The sequence below is a fragment of the Candidatus Rhabdochlamydia sp. T3358 genome, from assembly GCF_901000775.1.
Lineage (GTDB): Bacteria > Chlamydiota > Chlamydiia > Chlamydiales > Rhabdochlamydiaceae > Rhabdochlamydia.
Genome location: NZ_CAAJGQ010000002.1, coordinates 59608 through 79622, shown reverse-complemented (window position 1 = coordinate 79622; position 20015 = coordinate 59608). Strand labels below are relative to the sequence as shown.

The window sequence follows — 20015 nt, the reverse complement described above, 5'->3', positions numbered from 1 at the left end:
TCCTCTTACATATTTGGCATCACATTATACCTTAAATTTTCCATAATCCAGAGCGAGCCTATTACTAGAATTATTAGTATGGTTAACATAAAGATAAAAAGCTGGCAGTTCCAATAAGGCTTAGGTTCTTGACCTAAGTGCAGAAAAAATAGTAATTGAATAAACATTTGTATAATGCCTAGCCCAATAATAGTAAAAACTAACACTCTGCTATTAAACACCTGCTCTACTACCATGAAATAAGCTGCTAAAGTCAATAAAATAGATAGTAAGAACCCCGTCAAATAAGCTTTGAAAGCCCCTGTTTCTTGATTCATATAGCTCCCATTAGGTACACAATAGTAAAGATAAAAATCCATACGACATCTAAAAAGTGCCAGAACATGCTCAAACAGGTAAGCCTCTTAAAAGTAACGCAAATAATCCCTTTACGTAAAAGTTGCACTACAACAAAAACCATCCACAACAAGCCAGCTGTAATATGTAATCCATGCGTTGCAACTAGAGTAAAAAATGCAGATAAAAACCCACTTCTCTGCCAACTATTTCCTTCATGAACTAGATGAGTAAACTCTTTTAGCTCCATGGTTAGAAAAGCTATGCCTAATAAAAAAGACACTCCTAGCCAAGCAAGTACTTTTTTTCTATTCTTAGCGTGTGCTGCTAACATAGCAAGCCCACAAGTAAAGCTGCTAGTCAGCAAGATAAGGGTTTCGCTTAAAGCAAATGGCAGGGAAAACAACTCATATCCCGAAGGTCCACCATACGTGTTATTACGTAGCACTGCATACGTTGCAAAGAGCGTTGCAAATAAAATACAATCTGTCATTAGATAGACCCAAAATCCAAAAACAGTCTTTTCTTGGTTTATAGACTCTTGCATCTCGCCTCTATTTTTTCTATTTCTGCAGCTAGCACATAGTAATCGGTATCATCATCAGACATGCGAATAACAAGGCAGGCAATTATGCCCATAAGCCCAATTATGCCCAGCCAGATCATATGCCAGATTAAAGCAAATCCTAAAATGAAGCTAAATCCACCAATAAATAGCCCCATAGGGGTATTTTTAGGCATGTGAATGTCTTTATAATGTGGTTTTTCTGCTACCTTGGTGTGCTTCATAGTCCAAAAAGAATCCCTTTCATGAACTTCAGGAAGGATAGCAAAATTATAAAATGGCGGTGGCGAAGAAGTGGACCACTCTAGAGTTCTACCATTCCACGGATCTCCTGTAAGGTCTCTATTTTCTTTGCGCTGTTTAATGCTTACAAGTATCTGCAAGATCTGGAATCCAATACCGCAGATGATAACGGTAACCCCAATAGCTGCAACTATAAACAAAGGCTGCCATCCTGTAGCTGCTTCATAATGATCTAAACGTCTACTAGCTCCCATCAGTCCTAAAACATACAAGGGTATGAAAGCTAATAAAAAACCAATAAACCAACACCAAAAGGCATATTTACCTAAGCCCTCATGAAGCTTAAAGCCCATAAATTTAGGGAACCAGTAAGTAATACCCGCTAAAAAGCCAAACAAAACACCACCAATTACCATCGAGTGGAAATGTGCAATTAAAAATAAGCTATTATGTACCTGAAAGTCTACTGGTGCAACTGATAACAACACACCAGTCATACCACCTGTGGTAAAGATAAATACAAACCCTAAAAACCAAAGCATAGGTGTTGTAAAACGCACTCGACCCCTAAACATAGTAAACAACCAGTTGAAAATTTTTACACCTGTAGGGATAGCAATAAGCATTGTCATGATGCCAAAAAAAGCATTTACATTAGCTCCAGATCCCATGGTAAAGAAGTGATGTAACCAAACAAGAAAAGATAATAAGGTAATGGCAACAAGTGCCCATACCATGGAATCATAACCGAATAGTCGTTTTTGTGAAAAAGTAGCAACCACTTCTGAAAAGATCCCAAAAGCAGGCAAAATCAAAATATATACTTCTGGATGGCCCCATGCCCAAATGAGATTGATGTACATCATGGGGTTTCCCCCAAAATCTGCAGTAAAAAAATGCATGTGTAGCAGTCTATCTAAAGAAAGCATTCCAATAGTTGCGGTTAAGATCGGAAAAGCAAAAACCACCAAAACCATCGTACATAAAGCGCTCCAAACAAATAGCGGCATTTTCATTAAAGTCATCCCTGGACAACGCATTTTCAAAATAGTAACAAGAAAGTTAATACCTGAAAGTAAGCTACCAATGCCTGCAATCTGCACGCTCCATATCCAATAATCCACCCCTACTCCAGAATTGTATTTAAGACCTGAAAGTGGAGGATATGCTACCCAGCCAGTTCCAGAAAATTTACCAATAATAAGAGATAAAAGAAGAAGAATTGCTCCCACAGAAAATAAATAGAAACTCAGAGAATTTAAAAAAGGAAAAGCCACATCACGCGCGCCAATTTGCAAGGGTACAATGAGATTCAAAATTCCGAATACAAGACCCATGCCCACAAAAAAAATCATAGTCGTTCCATGAGCGGTAAAAACCTGCTGAAAATGCGGTGATGATAAATAGCCATGAGCATCGCTGACAGAAAGAATCTGTTGCAAGCGTATCATGCCTGCATCGAATACCGCTTTCAGTAACATGATAAAGACAACTACAATGTACATCACACCAATTTTTTTAGGATCAAGCGAGGTCAAGTACTCTGTCCAAAGCCACCTAAAGCGCTTAAAATACCATAAAAGTCCTATCACAATAAACAGGCCAAGAATCATCGAGATTCCTGCTGCGATTTCAATAGGGTCCTGACGAAAAGCATCCCAAGTTAGTCTTCCAAACATATCAATCCATCCTTGGCATCGTATATTTCCTAACAATCCAATCATATAAGTCTTGCTTTTCTAGCACATAAGAAGTCACAGGGTTATTTTCACTAGGCTCTGCTAATCTGATATATTCAGCTAGGTTAAGAAAGTCAGAGGACTCGTTTAATGAATCCACCCATTGATAGAAATCGGCTTGAGAAATAGCTTTAGCAATAAACTTCATCCCCGCAAATCCCCGTCCACTTAAATTAGCTGATGAACCTCTAAAGCTCCCCTTTTCATTAGCTATAAGATGCAACTTGGTTTGCATCCCAGGCATTGCATAAATCTGACCACCTAGCTCTGGAATCCAAAAAGAATTCATAGGAGCATCTGCAGTTATTTCAAAGTTAATCGGGGTTTGTTCTGGAAATTGCAAAAAATTAACAGTTGCAATGCCCTGTTCTGGGTAAATAAACAGCCATTTCCATTGCAATGCAACTACCTGTATTCTAAGAGGCCTCTTATCTGATTCAAGGGGTTTGAACGGATCTAACTCATGAGAGCTTTTCCAAACCAATATTGACATTGCTAGAACAATAGCACAAGGAAGTCCCCACCAGATAGATTCAGACAGCAAATGTTTATCCCAATCCGGTGTATATTTAGCCTTGTTCCCCTCTCTATATTTCCAAGAAATAACCCATGTAAGAATAAAAACAGGAATAACGACAATAAGCATGATCAAAGTGATCTTGATAAGCAAATTGCGCTCTTTTACTGCAATCATTCCCTTAGGATTTAAGACAGCAATGTCAGTATTGCTTAAATACACTAGAGACAAAACTATTACAGCTAAAGAGAGTAAAATGAAAAATAAGACTTTGCATTTCTTTTTCATTTTTTCTAAGATCCTAAAAATATAAAATAATTTCTATGTTTTACATAAAATATTTATCATTGTCTAGGATAAAAAATGAGAATGATTGTGTTAAAAGATACTGTGATTTTTTACTGATATATAGAAGGCCATATCTTGGGGAAATAGAAGCCCTTTATTTTTTAGAGCTTCTCTGCATGTTTTATCTTAAAAGTTTTGGATAACTATAAAAAATTTAAGAAGCTTTTCCTAAAGTTTTAAACACTTCTGAAGTGTGTCTTAAAACTTTATCTTTTTTCTTCTTAAATTGTGCGCCTATATTTGTGTCATAGAAGAATCTAAGATCCTTATGTTTCTGCTGCTTTATCATTTTTAGATCATCTTTACTAATTGGGTTATCCTTAAGATTTAGCATTCGTAATGATGGTAATAACTTGTTAAATGATTCAGGCAGAGCTTTAAGCTCATTTGCTTTAAGAGACAATGATCTTAATTCTAAATTATCAAATATGTTTTTAGGAAATTCTCTAATCTGATTATTTCCCAGGTCTAAATCTAGTAATGCCTTTAGATTATCAAATATGTTTTCAGGCAATACTGTAATCTGATTACCCTTAAGATTTAGCACTTGTAATGTTATTAACTTTTCCAATGCTTCTTTAGGCAATACTGCAATCTGATTACCTTCAAGACTTAGCTCCTCTAAGGATCTTAGATTTTTTATGGATTCAGGTATACCTGTAAAATTATTACCTTTAAGATTTAATTTTTGTATATTATTTAAAAAACGTGCATTACCAGAAAGGTTTGGTAAAAAAACATCTGGTAAAGAGCTTAACTGCAAGTTTGATAAATCTAAACTTGTTCCATTTGTAAGCATGACTTTTTTAATTCGTTTTACAGCTTCCTCCCGATTTTCGAATTTAGGAGCTTTATTTCCCCAGCTTTCTAAAACTCCATCAAATCCTTTGTAGGAAAGGGCTTTTGCTGCTATCTGCTCATCAACTTTTTGCCTAATGTCCATCTGTCTTTTCTTAATAGCCTCCTGTTTTTTAGCAGCAAGTGCTATTCTTTCCTCTTCTTTCTTTGATTCTATCATTACTTCTATTGGATCGAGATAAGGCGTAGTACCCTGAGTTTGATTGACAAAAGCCTTAGCAGCCTTTCTCACATCCGATCTTTTGCTTTCATTCCAAACAGTCACTACTTTTTGTGCCAAATAAGAAACGGCTGCAAATGGAAGGGCTATAATATTATATAAAACGCTGGCTATAACAATAGCTATACGGCCTGCTAATGAGTTAAGCATACGGCTATATCGTTCAAAGCTGTCAAAAGCCGAAGGAGGGCTTTTTGTTTCACTTATTCTTGTATTCATCTAATTACCTTTTTGTGTTTATTGTTATTAGTTTTGATTAATTATATAATAGTTTTATTTACAAACAATAAAGATATTTATTTATAGATAGTAAATATAATTATAATAAGTTATTGTTTTTTAAATAACTAAATACAAATATCTTATAAACAGTTAATGGTTAATCTCAAAAAAAAGTATTTTTAAGGCTTTCATTATAAGATACTTAAAAAAATAAGATTGTTATAAAGACAGCTTTAAGACCTTATGCTTTTAGGCTTTAACTAGAAAATGAAAAAAAATAGTAATAGATGTAAAACCCATCTTCCCTTATAAATTATGTGATTATTTTTTTTAATATGAGCATTACATGCCTAATTTTGTAGTTATTAGCTCCCATAATCCCCTACCCATCTCTAATGAGGAGTGGACTCAGAATGGATGGGAAGACTCCGAAAAGTTTAACAGCAGAAACCGGATTCTTAACAAAGAGGGTAAAACTCCAAGTCTTGGGTTTACTGGAGAGAGATATCAAATAATTTGTAAAATAGAGCGAGATTTCTCTTATTTAGAACGCACTAGGCGTAGCTTGTTAGGAGCCTTAGAGATTATACGCTCTTTAGGCTTTTCTCTTTTTTCTAAGCCTACTAGAGAGCTTTTTACTGAACAAAAAGAAAAGCTTCGCTTTGGCATTCTTATGCCATCTGAAGGCTTTGACATTAGTGAAAAAGAACTACAACAAGGAATATCTGTTTCTGAAGAGATTATTGTAAAAATTCAAACATGTATGAAGAAAATCTTTCAAGAGCATCAAGACGGCATTAAATTGTATCATAGTCAAGAAAGGCATCTAGTTTTTGAATTAGAGACCGCTCCTGGATTGCTCTTTAAAATAGATTATTATAATTCTATGAAAGATCGCTATCAAAATATGATCTATGCTCAAACAGTGATTCGCACCCATCAGTTAGCGTTACTTGTCATTCCAAAAGCAAAATTATTTATAGTTGATTTGGAAGGCAAAAAATATGAAGTTATTGCTGAGCAAAAATTAGATATCAATCCACATGAAGGTGCTCAAGAAGAGTCTTTTCTAGATTATGCAGATAGCCTTAAAGAAACAATCCGCCAACTTGGCTTCTTTATTTGCAAAACAGGTTATAGCGATGTTACTTGGGGTAATAATCCTATTTTAAATAATAGCCTTGATGAAAAGGGAAATAGGAAAATTGCTCTTATTGATCTTGAAGAGATAAACAACCCAGAGATTGGCTTATTTGGTGAAGAAAATAGACGAAGAGGCCTACTTGGGTGTGTAAATGAAAAATAAGCAAAAATGATTGAAGCGGTAGCAGAAGAAAATGGTGTCTCTACCTCTCTTTTTACAGACGCCTACTCTCGAAGAAAGAAAGAATTAGAAGAAGGCGATAAATTAAAAGAATACTACCTAAAAAAAGGAATCATAAAAGGAAATGAACCGGTTAAAATAGATGAGAGCAATCTGGTTTTTTCCACCGACCCTGAAACAGAAAAAGAGCTTAAAGAACTTACCCTTGATCTGATCCAAGGGATAAATAGTGCAATTGCAGAGGATTCAACAGGAGAAGCTTTTAAAGAACGTAGATCTATTTATTTCAATATCAACTGTGAACGATTTCAGCGTGCAAGTACTACATTAGTCGATCCCGATAAAATGCACCTTAAAAAAGATGAAGGCGCTACTCTTCTTGAATGTGCAATTATAAAACTAAAAGACTTAGACATCATTTATAGAGCTAAGCTCAATGATTCTAAATGTTACATCCAAGCTTAAAAACCTGCTAAATCAAACCCGCAGTTTATGAGGCAATAGATACTCTTGTCCTTCAAGATAAGGTTGAAGAGCCAGAGGAATATAAATGCTTCCATCTTTTTGTTGATGATTCTCCAAAAAGGGCACTAAAATTCGCGGTGTTGCAATAGCTGTATTGTTTAAGGTATGACAGAATTTAACTACGCCATCTGATGTACGATAACGAACATTGGTTCTGCGAGATTGCCAATCGTGGAGAGAAGAACAGCTGTGTGTCTCTCTGTACTTAGCTTCGCTAGCCACCCAAGCTTCAATGTCAAACATTCTTACCTTACCAAGCCCCATATCCCCTGTACAGCATTCAATCACTCTATAAGGCAGCTCTAAGTCTTGCATAATCTCTTCAGCAATTTGCAGTAATTTATACAGCCAAGAAAGCGACTCTTCCTTATCATTTTTGCAAATGACAAATAGTTCGACTTTATAAAACTGATGTACGCGGATAAGTCCTTTTACATCACGTCCTGCACTACCGGATTCTCTTCTAAAGCAAGGAGAAAAACCTGCATAAAGTATAGGCAATTGTTCTTCTTGTAGAATTTCTCCTGAATGCAAACTATTGATAGGTACTTCAGCTGTACCTGAAAGATAGAGGTTATCTTTGGGTATAAAGTAGACTTGTTCTTTTCCTTCGGGGAAATGCCCTGTGCCATAGAGAGCAAAATCTCGCACAAGCGATGGAACTGTGATGAGCTCAAACCCTTTAGACCGTGCTTTGCGCAAAGCAAATTGCAAAAGAGCCATCTCAAGCAAAACCATCTCATTTTTTAAGGCATAAGTTCGAGATCCGCAAACCTGTGAGATTCTCTCTTCAGCCCATTGATTTTTCTGTAAAATTTCTGTATGGCTAAGAAAAGGAAAATCAAAGACAGGCGCCTTTCCCCATTTTTTAACTTCTATATTAAAATCCTCGTTTTCTCCAATAGGAGCTTCTTTGGCAGGAATATTGGGAACAAGCAGAAGATAATCCCTTAAACGATGTTCTAAGGTATTTAAGATGGGCTTTAATTGTTCAATTTCAGATGCAATCTCTCTTCCTTTTACTATGAACCCCTCTCTTTCTTCTTTAGGGCTTTGAGCTACTTTTTTAGCATTAGCATTACGCTCTGTCTGCAAGAGCTCTATTTTTTTTTTACAATCTGCAACTTGGGTTTCGCATAGCAATAATTCATGTAAGTTCAGTTTAACATTTTTAAGTCGTACCGCTTCTTGTACAATTTCTTGGTTGTCTTTAATAAATTTCAGATCGAGCATAGGATCACTTAAAGTTTGTTTTTAACACTTAACTTATAGCACACCTTTGAAAATTGTGCACTAAAGCTTTTTCTTCTCCTATTTAAACTTTTATTTTATAAGCAATTCAAAGCTCCAGTGAATAACATTGAATTTTAACTCTGTCTAAGATTAGAATAGCTCTTTTTAGGATTAGAAATATGCATAAAACAAAATACGTATTTATTACTGGCGGGGTTGTTTCTTCTTTAGGAAAAGGTCTAACTTCTGCTTCAATTGCTCTGTTATTGGAGAGTCGCGGTCTAGAGATTGGAATGCTTAAACTCGATCCCTATTTAAATGTTGATCCTGGGACAATGAATCCTTTGCAACATGGCGAGGTTTACGTTACAGATGATGGAGCTGAAACCGACTTAGACCTCGGACATTACTTCCGCTATACACATGCTGAGCTCTCTAGACTGTCTAATGCTACTTCAGGACAGATTTACGAGACTGTAATAAAACGAGAGCGTAAGGGTGACTATTCAGGAAAAACGGTTCAGGTCGTCCCTCATATCACAGATGAAATTAAACAACGTATTTTGCACTGTGGAAAGGATTCTTTGGATGTAATTTTAATAGAAGTAGGAGGAACTGTTGGTGATATTGAATCTTTACCTTTTTTAGAAGCAATTCGTCAATTTCGTCATGAGCGTCCTAATCAATGTATAAACATTCATCTAACCTACGTCCCTTATTTAAAAGCAGCTGGAGAAGTTAAGACAAAACCCACACAGCATTCTGTGCAAATCCTAAGAGAAATTGGAATTATACCCGATATTATTCTCTGCCGTGCTGAAAATGCTTTAAAAGAGGAAATTAAGGATAAAATTAGCTTGTTTTGTAGTGTGCCAAAGACAGGGGTTGTAGATATCATCGATGTAGAAAGCATTTATGAGGTACCCGTTCATTTGCATCAGCAATGCTTAGATGAAAAAATCTGTCAAATGCTGGGATTAAAAACTCCGCCATCTAATTTGACAAATTGGAAAAAGATGCTACATAGCCTACACAATCCCAAAGGTAAAGTAGTGATTGGCATTGTCGCTAAATACCTCCAACATCAAGACGCCTATAAATCGGTTTTTGAAGCTTTAAAACATGGAGCGCTAGCGAACCAGCTTGATCTTGAACTTCGTCTATTTGATGCGGAAAAAGTTCTAGATAGTTCATTTTTTAAAGAAGAAAACTGTGATGGATATCTTGTACCTGGTGGGTTTGGAGAAAGAGGATGGGAGGGGAAGATTAACGTTGCTAAGCACTGTCGTGAGAAAAAAATTCCTTATTTCGGTATTTGCCTTGGCATGCAAGTGTTATGTACAGAATTTGTTCGCAATGTAGTCGGTTTAAGAGGAGCAAATTCTACAGAGATTGACCCTGATACTAAAGACCCTGTTATTTCTCTTTTAAGCGAACAAAAAGAGATCACTAATTTAGGTGGTACTATGCGCCTAGGGGCTTTTGCTTGTCATCTTCGCGCCTCTACTAAAGTAGAAAAAGCCTATGGTACACGTAATATTTCAGAAAGACATCGCCACAGATTCGAATTTAATAATGCATACAAAGAAGTCTGCGAAGAAAAAGGATTGATTTTCTCTGGAATTTTTAAAGAGGGAAATCTTTGTGAAGTTGCAGAAATTAAACATCATCCTTGGATGGTTGGTGTTCAGTTTCATCCTGAGTTTAAATCAAAACCCACAGCTCCCCATCCTCTTTTCAAAGAGTTTATTAAATCTGCATTTTTACATAGGAAGGAATAACTCTTGGGTAGGCTTTTAGGAATCGACTTTGGCTTAACCCGCATAGGAGTTGCCATTTCTGATGAGCGAAAGATTATTGCTACAGCTCTTGGAAGCATCAAGGCAAAAGATAAACCCTTGGTTGCTTTAGAAAACCTTTTAGCAAAACATTCTTCTATAGAAGCTATTATAGTAGGGCTTCCTTTGTTATTAAATGGAAAAGAAGGAGATATGGCTTTGCGCGCACGCATGTTTGCTACCGTTTTAGAAAGTCATTTTCAAGTGCCTGTTATTTTTTGGGATGAAAGATTAAGCTCTGCACAAGTAGAAAGGTTTTTAACAGAATGTGGGGTAAATCGAAAAAAGCGTGCACAAATCAGCGATGAACAAGCTGCTGCTCTCATCTTGCAAGATTATCTTAATTGTCATTCAAAAAAAAATTAAGTATGTTTTACTAAAGACCTGATAAAGATTTAAACAAATAGCTAAAGTATATGCCTGAATCCCCTCTTCAAGAACCTGGAATAACAACTCGATTTGTGAATCCTTGTATTCTGGTTATTTTTGGCGCTACAGGAGATCTAACCGCTAGAAAACTGCTTCCTGCTCTCTATAACTTAGCAAGAGAAGGACAACTCTCTCCTCAATTTGCTTGTGTGGCTTTTGCTCGAAAAGAAAAAACAAATGAGCAGTTCCGCAAAGAAGTAAAAGAGGATCTTAATCAATTTTCCAGAGCTAAGCCTATCGATGAAACTCTTTGGCTGCATTTTCAAGAACAGATCTTTTATTACCAATCAGAATTTCACGATGAACAAGGATATAAACGCCTGCAAGGTTTCCTGCAAGGCTTAGATGTAAAGTTAGATACTAGAGGTAACCGCGTTTTTTATCTGGCTACGCAACCTAGTTTTTTTCCTCTAATCTGCGAAAATCTGCATAAAGCGGATCTTATTTATAAGCCCCAAGAAACAAAAAAGTTTTCTAGGCTGATCATAGAAAAACCTTTTGGCCATGATTTATCTTCAGCTCAAGATCTGCAGAAAAAATTACTTTGTTTTTTACAAGAGGATCAAATCTATCGAATTGATCATTACTTAGGCAAAGAAACTGTACAAAACATCTTAGTTTTTCGTTTCGCTAATTCCTTATTTGAATCGTTATGGAATAGACGTTATATAGATCATGTGCAAATCACCGTTGCTGAAGACCTAGGAATCGGCACTAGAGGAGCTTTTTGGGAAGAAGCAGGCTTGTTGCGCGATATTGTACAAAATCACATGATGCAGTTGCTCTCGCTTATGGCTATGGAGCCTCCCATTAATCTTGAAGCAGACTCTATTCGTAATGAGAAAGTAAAAGTATTACAAGCAATCCGCCCTTTTAATGAAGAGGATATGAATCAACATGTTGTACGCGGGCAATACGGCGCAGGTTACATCAATGCAGAGTCGGTAGTTGGTTATCGAGAAGAAAAAAATGTCTCTGCCACCTCAAATATGGAAACATTTGCTGCTTTACGCTTATTTATTGATAATTGGCGTTGGTCAGGAGTTCCTTTTTATTTACGCGCTGGGAAACGACTACCTAAAAGAGCTACTGAAATTGCACTTATTTTTAAGCACCCTCCAGGAGTTTTATTCCAAAATATAGCAAAAAAAAATGAAGCAAATGTCCTTGCATTACGCATTCAACCCGATGAAGGAGCCTCATTAAAGATCAATTGCAAAGTTCCCGGATTAACAGGTCCTATTCAACCGGTAAAAATGGATTTTCGTTATGGCTCCTACTTTGGTATAAACCCTCCTGAAGCATATGAAAGGCTTATTTTAGATTGCATGCTCGGAGATAATACTCTTTTTGCAAGGCAAGATGAGGTATATAATTCTTGGAAGTTTATCACACCGATTTTAGAGTACTTCTCAGCTAACATAGATAAAGATTTCCCTAATTATGCCGCAGGCAGCTGGGGACCAAAAGCTGCGGATCAGCTTTTATTACAAGATAGAAGAAAGTGGAGGTTAATTTAAATGTCCTCTACTCCTTATCCCGTATCCCCTGCCCAGATTGAGCGAGAATTAAAACGAATCTGGGAGTCTTTAGAAACGAAAAATATTACAAGAGCCTGTCTTTTTAATTTAATCTTTTTTACCTATGATAACCCTCGTAAAGCCTACTTTCAAAAAGTCGCTCATTCAGTAGTAGAAAAGTTTCCTTCTCGTGTGCTTTTTATTACCATTGATCAAACTTCTCAAAAAGAAGAGTTAGTTACACAGGTTTCTATGCTTTTTTCAGGGAAAGCAGAGTACGATGTAGCTTGTGACTATATTGAAGTCCAAGCATCTCACTCTTCTCAAACACGCATTCCTTTTTTGATTCTTCCTCATATTTTACCTGATTTACCGGTCTATTTAATTTGGGGGGAGGATTTAGGACAAAATGAACTTCTATTGCATTCTCTAGAACCTTTAGCAAATCGGATCATTTTTGACTCTGAGGCAACCTGCAATCTTTCCTTATTTGCAAAATATTGTTTAAAACAACAAAGCGTTCATTACGATATAGCAGACTTAAACTGGGCTCGAATAGAAAGCTGGCGGGATATTCTATCTGCTGTTTTTTCCTCTGAAGAAAAACTAGAAAGAATACAACAGACACAAACTCTACATATTTTTTATAATGCACAGCAAAGTACATTTTTCTGTCACGCAAAAACTCAATCCTTATACTTACAAGCCTGGCTTGCCTGCCAATTAAAATGGGAATTTAAAAACTTGGAAGAAGAAAAGGAGCAAATTATTTGCACCTATCAAGGAAAAACAGGACCTATTCAAATCTTTATTGCACCAGTTGTTCATAACCACTTACCTACAGGCCTAATTGTTTCTATAGAAATTCTACTTAAAGATACTTCTTCTTTTGTTTTTTCTAGGGATATAGAGCAACAAAATCATATTACTGCGCAAGAGACCACTCTTAAGCAATGCGCTCTTCCAGCTCGTTATATTTTCCCTAAGGGGGGTGCCGGACATTCTCTTGTTCAAGAAATTTGCCGTCGAGGTAACTCGACTCACTATTTACAAGTATTAAATCTTCTGCAAAACATCCATTTTAAAAACCCATGCTAATAGAAACTATAAAACCTCGCTCCTTAGACGAATCTAAAAATCTCATCGTTCCTGGTGACTATCAAAAAACTCTCATTTTTTGCGTAGAGCATTTTATTGCTCTTTCTAAACAAGCCTTAAGCGATCATGGATTTTTTACGGTTGCTTTATCTGGTGGTAGTACCCCAAAAGCCATTTTTGAAAAGCTTTGTTCCTCTCCTTACAAAGAACAAATGAATTGGAACAACATCCATATTTTTTTCAGTGATGAGCGTGCATTGCCCCCTAATGATCCTAATAGTAATTTTCACATGGCTATGCAAGCAGGTTTTAATAAAATGCCTATCCCTAATGAACAAATTCATCGCATGGAAGCAGAGGTCGATATCAAAAAAAATGCTTTAAAATATGAAGAAACCATCCATAGAGTACTCGGAAAGCGCTCTTTTGATTTAGTCATGCTAGGGATGGGAGAAGATGGGCATACAGCTTCTTTATTTCCCTTTACGGAAGGGTTAAAAGTTACCGATAGATTATGCATAGCCAATTATGTACCACAAAAAAAATGTTGGCGAATGACCTTAACTTTTAGTTGTATTAATCAATCATCCAACATTTCTATTTACGTGTTAGGGGCAAATAAAAGGGAAATGCTAGCTCAGGTGCTTTTTCATCCTAGCCAAAAGACCCTGCCTGTAGAGCAAGTGGGCACGCCTCAATCCAAGGCGCTCTGGATTGCAGATGAAGCAGCTGCTGTTAGATGATTTTCGAAAAAATCTACCTTTCCAGTTTCTAGGTGATAATAACCACCGACTATTTTTAACTTCTTTTTTTCAATAAGCTTAATAAGCACAGGAGTTTGTTGTATTTGCTCAACTACTTGGTTTATATTTGCTGTAATTGCATTGACCAAATGATTCCCTTTTAAATTACGTGTCTTCTCCACAGCAGGCTCAATCAACTTAGCAACGGTTGGCATATCCGAGGCTTGGTTAGTAACAACTGCAGATACAGCCCCACACTTTTCATGACCTAGCACTAATACAACAGAAGAACCTAGATGGTTTGCTGCATATTCGATGCTATCTATACCAACTGCATCAATGACATTACCAGCTACTCTTATAATGAATAGATCTCCCAATCCTTGATCAAAGATAATTTCCGGGGGAACCCTTGAATCAGAACAACCTAAAATAATGGCAAAAGGTTTTTGCGTGGTTTTTATAGCTTCTCTACGCATACCGGTTCTATTAGGATGCTTCAATTTATCAGAGGTAAACCTCTTATTACCCTGAACTAAGCGCTCTAATGCTTTTTCAGGAGAAACTGCGTTGACTGTAGACATAAAAATACATAAAAAAAATAATAAATAATACATAGACCAATCTCCTTTACTTAGCATCTCTTATAAGTTTTAAATATTTGCTTGTATATTAGTTAAAACAACACTTGTCAAATATTTTATAAGTTCTTAGCCCACTATAAAGATTTAAAGACGACCTATTGCCTGTTAATGTTTCTTTTTGAAAAAAAAAGAAAATATAACTGTAAAAGATAAAATAAGCAAGATAATAATCAAAGAAAGGCTAATAGGAATAGAGAAAGCAGGAGCAAGAAGAATTTTTAATGCTATGAAAAATAGCACCCCCGCTAGCCCAAAGCGCAAGTAGTGCAACTTTTCTATCGATTGATACAGAGCAAAATATAAAGAACGTAAACCTAAAATGGCAAAGATATTAGAGGTATATACAATAAAAGGATCTGTAGTTATAGCAAAAATAGCAGGAATAGAATCTATAGCAAAGAGAATATCAGAGCTCTCTATGACCAATAAAGCTAAAAAAAGAGTAGTAATTTTCCACTTGCCTCTCTCTTTTATCACAAAAAAATCTACATTCTTCTTTTTATAAATAGGAAAAACTTTTTTAAGTGCTTTTAGAATAAAAGAGCGATGCACATCAAAAACTGCCTTTTTTCTGATGAGCTTATATGCGGTAAATATTAAAATAACTGCAAAGATATAAAGCACCCAATCAAGTGAATGCACCAGTTTTGCGCCTAATAAAATGAATCCAATCCGAAAAAATAAAGCCCCTAATATCCCCCAAAACAGAACTTTTTTCTGCTGCTTTTTAGGAATTTGAAAAGCTTGAAAAATCAGTAAAAAAACAAATAAATTATCAATGCTTAAGGATTTTTCAATTAAATAACCTGAAAAGAACTGTAGTGCTACCTCAGAGCCTTGCCAAAAATAGATTCCTAGATTGAAAATTAAAGCCAACAAGATCCAAAAGCTAGTTATTATCCAAGCTGTTTTAAGCTCTGTAATACGCAAATATCGTTGGAATACCTTTAGGTCTAGGAATAAGCATCCTATAATCAAAACATGAAAAGCAACCCAAAACCAAAGTGATAATCCCATATTATAGAGAATAAGCTGGAAAAAAGATTCTAATCAAGAAAGACCGTCAACGGTCTTTCTTGAAAGGAAAAAATCTCTAGTGAATAGATAAACGAGAAACCAATTCTCGAGGGCTTCCTTCTGGAAATCCTTCTCGTGCATGTAAAATACGTGTATTGTCAAAAATTAAAATATCTTTCTTTTGCCACCTAACAGCCATTTTAATTTCCGCAATAATTTGTTGAATCTGCTCTATTACTTCCCTTGGAATCTCTGTATCATCCTCAAAAGTTACACAAATAGTCTCTTTGGTTTTTTCCAAATTATGTTTAGGATGCATTTCTTGCATATCTTCTAAAATTTCCAAGGCATTATTGATAAAGATGGGGGAATTTCCCCATTTTTCCTGTTGAATTGCTTCTGTTATATAGGTTGTATGAAGATTAGACTCTTCATCAATAAAGTAGTTAATCAATTGCTTGTTTAAAATCGGCTCTAACTCTTCCTCAGAAGTAACTTGATAGATTTTTTGCCACTGTGCAAGAGGGAAGCATCTAGAGTATTTAATTTTTTTATCCATAAATAGTTGCTTAATTTCTTCCGGTAATCTTGTATAAAGTTCTCTACCATCACAAAGCAGAGTAGCTCCATCTGCTACTGGGGGAACAAAAGCGTACATCCAAAAAGTTGTAGCTCGAATCTTTTGATAGTACTGCTCGCCATGAAAATAAACGGAATGATTCCCATCTTTTTCGGTAATGATAATGGCAGTTGGATCTCCATCTACATTAGGCCTAACGGATCCACCTTGATAAGGTAAAAAAGTATCAGGAAATTGATTGGAGAATGTGAGAAAATCACGAGTAGATACATCAAATCCTCGTAATAAGACAATCCCCTGTTCTTTTAATCGTTCATAAATTTCGTCTGTAGAAAAGTCATAAATACTTTTTTTTCCTTCTGATGCTTCTATAGTAAATTTTTCTAAATCATTTATTACTTGCGCGGATAAAAAGTTACTTAGCAATAGAGCGGTTAAAGTCGCTTTTAAGAATTTGCGCTGTGCATTGAATACGTTCATATATCGTTCCTATTTTTCGGTTAAAGCTAAAAAATTTTTAGCTATGTCAAAAAATAATAATGATTACATGTTTTTTGTCTAAATAAAATTTTAAGTTTGTTTAAAGAAATTTTAGGTTATGCAAAAATACTCCTTGTTTTGCTATATTTAATCGCATGCTAGTCTTAGGAATAGAAACCAGTTGCGATGAAACAGCTTGCGCTATCGTGCGTAATGGGACTGAAATTTTAGCTAATGTCATCTACTCACAAATAGAGTTACATAAGCCCTATGGTGGTGTATTCCCAGAGCTTGCTTGCCGCCGGCATGTAGATGTAATGATTCCTGTTATCGAGCAAGCTCTAACCCTAGCAAAACTGCAACCTTCCTCTCTTGATGGAATTGCTGTTACTAAAGGTCCCGGGTTGATTGGCGCTCTACTTATTGGTCTTAATTCCGCTAAAGCGCTTTCTCTTGCTTGGAAAGTGCCTTTTATAGGAGTAAACCATGTAGAAGCTCATCTATATGCTGCTATGATGCCTCCTAATTTCCCCCCACCTTTTCCTAGCTTAGGACTTGTCATTTCAGGTGGACATACTTTTATGGTAAAAATTGAAGCTATTGGTTCTTATCGGTTTATAGGAACAACCCAAGATGATGCTATCGGAGAGGCCTTTGATAAAGTAGCTCAAATGCTTTCCCTTCCTTATCCTGGAGGACCCTCTATTGAGGCTTTAGCCAAAACAGGCAACTCCAAAGCTTTCCCTTTTAAACCTTGCCGTATTAAAGGATCTCCTTGGGATTTTTCCTTCTCTGGGCTTAAAACAAGCGTGCTTTATGCCATCAAAGGGCAAAACCCTGCAAAAACCTCTCCCTTAATTATCTCTGAGGCTCAAAAAAAAGATGTAGCCGCCTCTTTTCAAGAAACAGCGCTTAATGATGTTGTGCAAAAAGCTATACAAGCAGCAGATGCTTTTCATTGCAAAGCTATTGTATGCGGAGGGGGAGTTACTAATAATCAAAGGTTTAGAGATATTTTTCACGAAAAGAACTGTGCTTTTCCCCTCTTTTTTCCTTCTAAAGAGCTCACAGTGGACAACGCTGCCATGATTGCAGGCTTAGGCTATCATCATTTTCTTTTGAACCAAGCAGATGATTTATCTCTTGAGCCTATGATTCGCATCCCTCTTTGGAAAAAATTATAATTAGCTAAAGATTTTTATTAATACTTAAATTAATTAAATCTAAACAGTTAAATGGTAAAATAGTATAATAAAAAGCCTTAATTTATTAACTATAACCAATAAAAATACTATGAGCCTACTAACACATCTTCATCGTAATCTAGATCAAGCCCCAGGCTTAGCTCTTAACGCGGTAGCCCCCTACGCTCAGGGTGTTGGTTATCTAAAAGAAGGAGCAGTTCATTTTTTAAACACTTGTGATAATCAGCTGCAAAATACCATTAACGTAGTCTACCCTATCTTGCGCCATCCCAGGAGTTCGCTCATTTCTGCTGTTTTGTTCTCTACAAGATACATGTCAAATTTGACAGGCATGGCATGTATTTATCAAAAAAGTTGCTATCTTCTTTCTAGAAGAGCTGGGCGAATAGCCTCCGTGGAGAATCAGCTTTTAGTAAAGCTTAAAAAACTTTCTAATTATTGCGAGCAACTAAATACAAGATATGTACCTTGGCAAAAAATCCCGGGATTACAAGCTCTTGAAGAGCTTAAAGAAGAATTATTAAATAGCTTAGACAGCCCTGATCGAGAGAAAATTGCAGAAGCTATATCTTGTTGCGATGAGGTACATGCATTAGTAACACTACATCACTCTATAAGTACAGAAGATGTAACCCAGGAAGAATTGCATGCCATAGAAGAAAACACTGATACAATACTCTCAGCTGTTGAGGAAAACACAGGAGAAGTGCTTGGTGGCTATACTCCTTCACTATTAGCCCCTATTTTCAATGACCTACTAAACAGCATTCCTGAATCATACAATCCCCTTACTTTAGCCAGCAGCTCTTTAATGGCTACATTAAAAAAAATCTCAGTGACCGTAGGCAGTTCCTCTATTTTAGTCGTAACATCTAGCAATTACTTTGTGTCATCTAATGCTCAAAAGACACTACTACAGTTATCTGCTATATCAGGAATGTCAGCTATTGGTCTGTATTACCAAGAGCAAGTTGAAGAGGCGGCGCAAGAAATCCTAAAAACGTTTTTTGAAATCACTTGTGCATATGCAGGAATGCTACTTTTTAAAACCGATGAACCCTTTAAAGACTATTTTCACAAAATTGTTCCCGCAACAGCTGCTTCAAAAGCTACTGAGCAGCATTTAAATTCTATAGAGAGTTCTGCAGTTGTCTCTTTTGCTCTTCCTCTTCTTGTATCCTCTTTGGTGTATAATCAAGCCTCAATCCAAGAAAGCTGTCAGCAACTTAAGCGATCAACTATTAATATTTTGAATGGAGAATTAGAAAAACAACTCTTAAAACCAGTTGTTTCTTTCGTTACAGACTACATAATCACTCATTCCTCAAATAAACTCAGTCAGACAGCATTGAAAGAAACCCTTCACAGAACTAGATTTTCTTCCATAATATCATCTTCTTCACAATTACATTCTTCATTAGAGAGCATAGATCGTAGTAATTCTTCAAATACACCCTCTACTGCTTCAGAGATATCTAATATAGCATTAAATGCCTCCAATAGCATTAACCCATCTCAATTAATATCTACTGCTTTAGAGGTATTTATCCCTATACTTTATCCTGTGATCAATCAGCTTTTAGCTCAACCAGTGGAACAACAGATACTACGAATCTTAAATATCTCAAAAGAATATCTTACCATTTTACAACAAGATGATATGCAAGAGCTTTTACTCAAGATACAGCACAAGTTAAATAGACTAGACCCAGAGGTAGAAGAGCTGAAAAATCAATTCTTAAGAGACGTTTTTTTTAAGAAAACAGGAAGAGCACTACCTTTAAACAATCTCATACTGGATCTGTTGAAAAAATCTTCTGGGGTAGATATGCAAGCTAACTTGTTCATAAGCTTTAAAAATGCTCCTCCTGTTATCCGTATGTTATGGAATAGCTATTCTTATCATAAAAAAGTAGATCAGACTTTAATACTAGAGCTTCTGTTACAAGGCCTTATTATAAACGGTTTAGCAGACCTATCACCACGGTCTAATAATACTGAACCACCTTCTTTTTCTTACTTAAAAACAGCTGGCCTTGGAATAACTCTTGCTCTATAACTTTTTAAGCTTAATCTACAAGAGGATCTCTACCTATTTTTCTTGTTGATTAATAAGCTCTTGTTTTAAAATGAGCTGTTAAAAAAAGAGGTATGGTATGGCTAAATCAGCTCGTGAAACAATCAAAATGAAAAGCACAGAAAGTAGTGAATGTTATTGGACTACTATAAATAAGCGTACTTCCACAGGGCGTAAAGAACTAAAAAAATACGATAAGACACTTAGAAAGCACGTCATTTTTAAACAAGCAAAGTAATTTTTTTTAATCTATG

19 protein-coding genes are annotated in these 20015 nt (G+C 36.0%); 10 read left to right on the top strand and 9 right to left on the bottom strand.

Annotation, left to right across the window (positions count from 1 at the left end; translation table 11 throughout):
- Positions 1 to 5: 5 nt before the first annotated feature.
- The 5 genes from cyoD to RHTP_RS00935 form a co-directional block, all read right to left on the bottom strand.
- Positions 6 to 317: a cytochrome o ubiquinol oxidase subunit IV gene (gene cyoD / locus RHTP_RS00955; protein WP_171005685.1), complete on the bottom strand. Its 312-nt coding sequence runs from the start codon at positions 315 to 317 to the stop codon at positions 6 to 8.
- Positions 314 to 883 carry a cytochrome o ubiquinol oxidase subunit III gene (gene cyoC / locus RHTP_RS00950; RefSeq protein ID WP_138106177.1) on the bottom strand — a complete coding sequence of 190 codons (570 nt, stop codon included), beginning with the start codon at positions 881 to 883 and terminating at the stop codon, positions 314 to 316. Before cyoC ends, cyoD begins: the two co-directional genes overlap by 4 nt.
- Positions 868 to 2823, bottom strand: coding sequence for a cytochrome o ubiquinol oxidase subunit I (gene cyoB / locus RHTP_RS00945; protein WP_138106204.1), 1956 nt, complete (start codon positions 2821 to 2823; stop codon positions 868 to 870). Before cyoB ends, cyoC begins: the two co-directional genes overlap by 16 nt.
- Before the next feature lies 1 nt (position 2824).
- Entirely contained in the window at positions 2825 to 3688 is an 864-nt protein-coding gene (gene cyoA / locus RHTP_RS00940; protein ID WP_138106176.1) for a ubiquinol oxidase subunit II, read from the bottom strand.
- Positions 3689 to 3902: 214 nt separating this feature from the next.
- Positions 3903 to 5045, bottom strand: coding sequence for a leucine-rich repeat domain-containing protein (locus RHTP_RS00935; protein WP_138106175.1), 1143 nt, complete (start codon positions 5043 to 5045; stop codon positions 3903 to 3905).
- 349 nt (positions 5046 to 5394) lie between these two features.
- Here RHTP_RS00935 and RHTP_RS00930 point away from each other — a divergent pair, with 349 nt between their 5' ends.
- On the top strand, positions 5395 to 6354 hold the full coding sequence (locus RHTP_RS00930) for a hypothetical protein (RefSeq protein WP_138106174.1): 960 nt from the start codon (positions 5395 to 5397) through the stop codon (positions 6352 to 6354).
- A gap of 6 nt (positions 6355 to 6360) precedes the next feature.
- The gene (locus tag RHTP_RS00925; protein ID WP_138106173.1) at positions 6361 to 6837 is read left to right on the top strand and encodes a hypothetical protein; all 477 of its coding nucleotides are present in this window, start codon (positions 6361 to 6363) and stop codon (positions 6835 to 6837) included.
- 12 nt (positions 6838 to 6849) lie between these two features.
- Here RHTP_RS00925 and serS read toward each other — a convergent pair whose 3' ends face one another.
- Positions 6850 to 8130 (bottom strand): serine--tRNA ligase, encoded by a 1281-nt coding sequence (serS, locus tag RHTP_RS00920; RefSeq protein WP_138106172.1) that lies wholly within the window; start codon positions 8128 to 8130, stop codon positions 6850 to 6852.
- 179 nt (positions 8131 to 8309) lie between these two features.
- Between serS and pyrG the strand changes: the two genes are divergently transcribed.
- From pyrG to pgl, 5 genes are read left to right on the top strand one after another with little or no spacing between them, the layout of a single operon-like run.
- Entirely contained in the window at positions 8310 to 9911 is a 1602-nt protein-coding gene (gene pyrG / locus RHTP_RS00915; RefSeq protein WP_138106171.1) for a CTP synthase, read from the top strand.
- 3 nt (positions 9912 to 9914) lie between these two features.
- Entirely contained in the window at positions 9915 to 10334 is a 420-nt protein-coding gene (ruvX, locus tag RHTP_RS00910) for a Holliday junction resolvase RuvX (RefSeq protein WP_138106170.1), read from the top strand.
- Positions 10335 to 10384: 50 nt separating this feature from the next.
- Positions 10385 to 11917: a glucose-6-phosphate dehydrogenase gene (gene zwf / locus RHTP_RS00905; protein WP_138106169.1), complete on the top strand. Its 1533-nt coding sequence runs from the start codon at positions 10385 to 10387 to the stop codon at positions 11915 to 11917.
- Positions 11918 to 13015 carry a glucose-6-phosphate dehydrogenase assembly protein OpcA gene (locus RHTP_RS00900; protein ID WP_138106168.1) on the top strand — a complete coding sequence of 366 codons (1098 nt, stop codon included), beginning with the start codon at positions 11918 to 11920 and terminating at the stop codon, positions 13013 to 13015.
- Positions 13009 to 13758 (top strand): 6-phosphogluconolactonase, encoded by a 750-nt coding sequence (pgl, locus tag RHTP_RS00895; protein WP_138106167.1) that lies wholly within the window; start codon positions 13009 to 13011, stop codon positions 13756 to 13758. The genes RHTP_RS00900 and pgl overlap by 7 nt, the downstream gene beginning before the upstream one ends.
- Here the strand turns inward: pgl and RHTP_RS00890 are convergent.
- The 3 genes from RHTP_RS00890 to RHTP_RS00880 all read right to left on the bottom strand — a co-directional run bounded on the left by RHTP_RS00890 (position 13710) and on the right by RHTP_RS00880 (position 16479).
- A complete protein-coding gene (locus RHTP_RS00890; protein WP_171005684.1) occupies positions 13710 to 14375 on the bottom strand; it encodes a carbonic anhydrase in 666 nt (221 codons plus the stop codon). The two genes, pgl and RHTP_RS00890, sit on opposite strands and share 49 nt — an antisense overlap.
- Before the next feature lie 132 nt (positions 14376 to 14507).
- The gene (locus RHTP_RS00885) at positions 14508 to 15419 is read right to left on the bottom strand and encodes a TerC/Alx family metal homeostasis membrane protein (RefSeq protein WP_138106165.1); all 912 of its coding nucleotides are present in this window, start codon (positions 15417 to 15419) and stop codon (positions 14508 to 14510) included.
- A 76-nt stretch (positions 15420 to 15495) separates the two neighbouring features.
- Complete coding sequence (locus RHTP_RS00880; RefSeq protein ID WP_138106164.1) at positions 15496 to 16479, bottom strand: TauD/TfdA family dioxygenase; 984 nt, start codon at positions 16477 to 16479, stop codon at positions 15496 to 15498.
- A gap of 155 nt (positions 16480 to 16634) precedes the next feature.
- On the opposite strand from RHTP_RS00880, the gene tsaD reads away from it, so the two are divergent.
- From tsaD to rpmG, 3 genes are all read left to right on the top strand, one after another.
- Complete coding sequence (gene tsaD / locus RHTP_RS00875; protein ID WP_138106163.1) at positions 16635 to 17663, top strand: tRNA (adenosine(37)-N6)-threonylcarbamoyltransferase complex transferase subunit TsaD; 1029 nt, start codon at positions 16635 to 16637, stop codon at positions 17661 to 17663.
- Positions 17664 to 17772: 109 nt separating this feature from the next.
- Positions 17773 to 19743 (top strand): hypothetical protein, encoded by a 1971-nt coding sequence (locus RHTP_RS00870; protein ID WP_138106162.1) that lies wholly within the window; start codon positions 17773 to 17775, stop codon positions 19741 to 19743.
- Positions 19744 to 19840: 97 nt separating this feature from the next.
- Complete coding sequence (gene rpmG / locus RHTP_RS00865; RefSeq protein ID WP_138106161.1) at positions 19841 to 19999, top strand: 50S ribosomal protein L33; 159 nt, start codon at positions 19841 to 19843, stop codon at positions 19997 to 19999.
- Positions 20000 to 20015 lie beyond the last annotated feature (16 nt).

Coding starts and splice junctions, on each gene's coding strand:
- RHTP_RS00870 (WP_138106162.1), top strand. CDS start 17,773: ATGAGCCTACTAACACATCTTCATCGTAATCTAGATCAAGCCCCAGGC.
- RHTP_RS00935 (WP_138106175.1), bottom strand. CDS start 5,045: ATGAATACAAGAATAAGTGAAACAAAAAGCCCTCCTTCGGCTTTTGAC.
- pyrG (WP_138106171.1), top strand. CDS start 8,310: ATGCATAAAACAAAATACGTATTTATTACTGGCGGGGTTGTTTCTTCT.
- RHTP_RS00885 (WP_138106165.1), bottom strand. CDS start 15,419: ATGGGATTATCACTTTGGTTTTGGGTTGCTTTTCATGTTTTGATTATA.
- RHTP_RS00890 (WP_171005684.1), bottom strand. CDS start 14,375: ATGTATTATTTATTATTTTTTTTATGTATTTTTATGTCTACAGTCAAC.
- rpmG (WP_138106161.1), top strand. CDS start 19,841: ATGGCTAAATCAGCTCGTGAAACAATCAAAATGAAAAGCACAGAAAGT.
- cyoD (WP_171005685.1), bottom strand. CDS start 317: ATGAATCAAGAAACAGGGGCTTTCAAAGCTTATTTGACGGGGTTCTTA.
- RHTP_RS00900 (WP_138106168.1), top strand. CDS start 11,918: ATGTCCTCTACTCCTTATCCCGTATCCCCTGCCCAGATTGAGCGAGAA.
- RHTP_RS00880 (WP_138106164.1), bottom strand. CDS start 16,479: ATGAACGTATTCAATGCACAGCGCAAATTCTTAAAAGCGACTTTAACC.
- cyoB (WP_138106204.1), bottom strand. CDS start 2,823: ATGTTTGGAAGACTAACTTGGGATGCTTTTCGTCAGGACCCTATTGAA.
- cyoC (WP_138106177.1), bottom strand. CDS start 883: ATGCAAGAGTCTATAAACCAAGAAAAGACTGTTTTTGGATTTTGGGTC.
- tsaD (WP_138106163.1), top strand. CDS start 16,635: ATGCTAGTCTTAGGAATAGAAACCAGTTGCGATGAAACAGCTTGCGCT.
- pgl (WP_138106167.1), top strand. CDS start 13,009: ATGCTAATAGAAACTATAAAACCTCGCTCCTTAGACGAATCTAAAAAT.
- cyoA (WP_138106176.1), bottom strand. CDS start 3,688: ATGAAAAAGAAATGCAAAGTCTTATTTTTCATTTTACTCTCTTTAGCT.
- serS (WP_138106172.1), bottom strand. CDS start 8,130: ATGCTCGATCTGAAATTTATTAAAGACAACCAAGAAATTGTACAAGAA.
- RHTP_RS00925 (WP_138106173.1), top strand. CDS start 6,361: ATGATTGAAGCGGTAGCAGAAGAAAATGGTGTCTCTACCTCTCTTTTT.
- zwf (WP_138106169.1), top strand. CDS start 10,385: ATGCCTGAATCCCCTCTTCAAGAACCTGGAATAACAACTCGATTTGTG.
- RHTP_RS00930 (WP_138106174.1), top strand. CDS start 5,395: ATGCCTAATTTTGTAGTTATTAGCTCCCATAATCCCCTACCCATCTCT.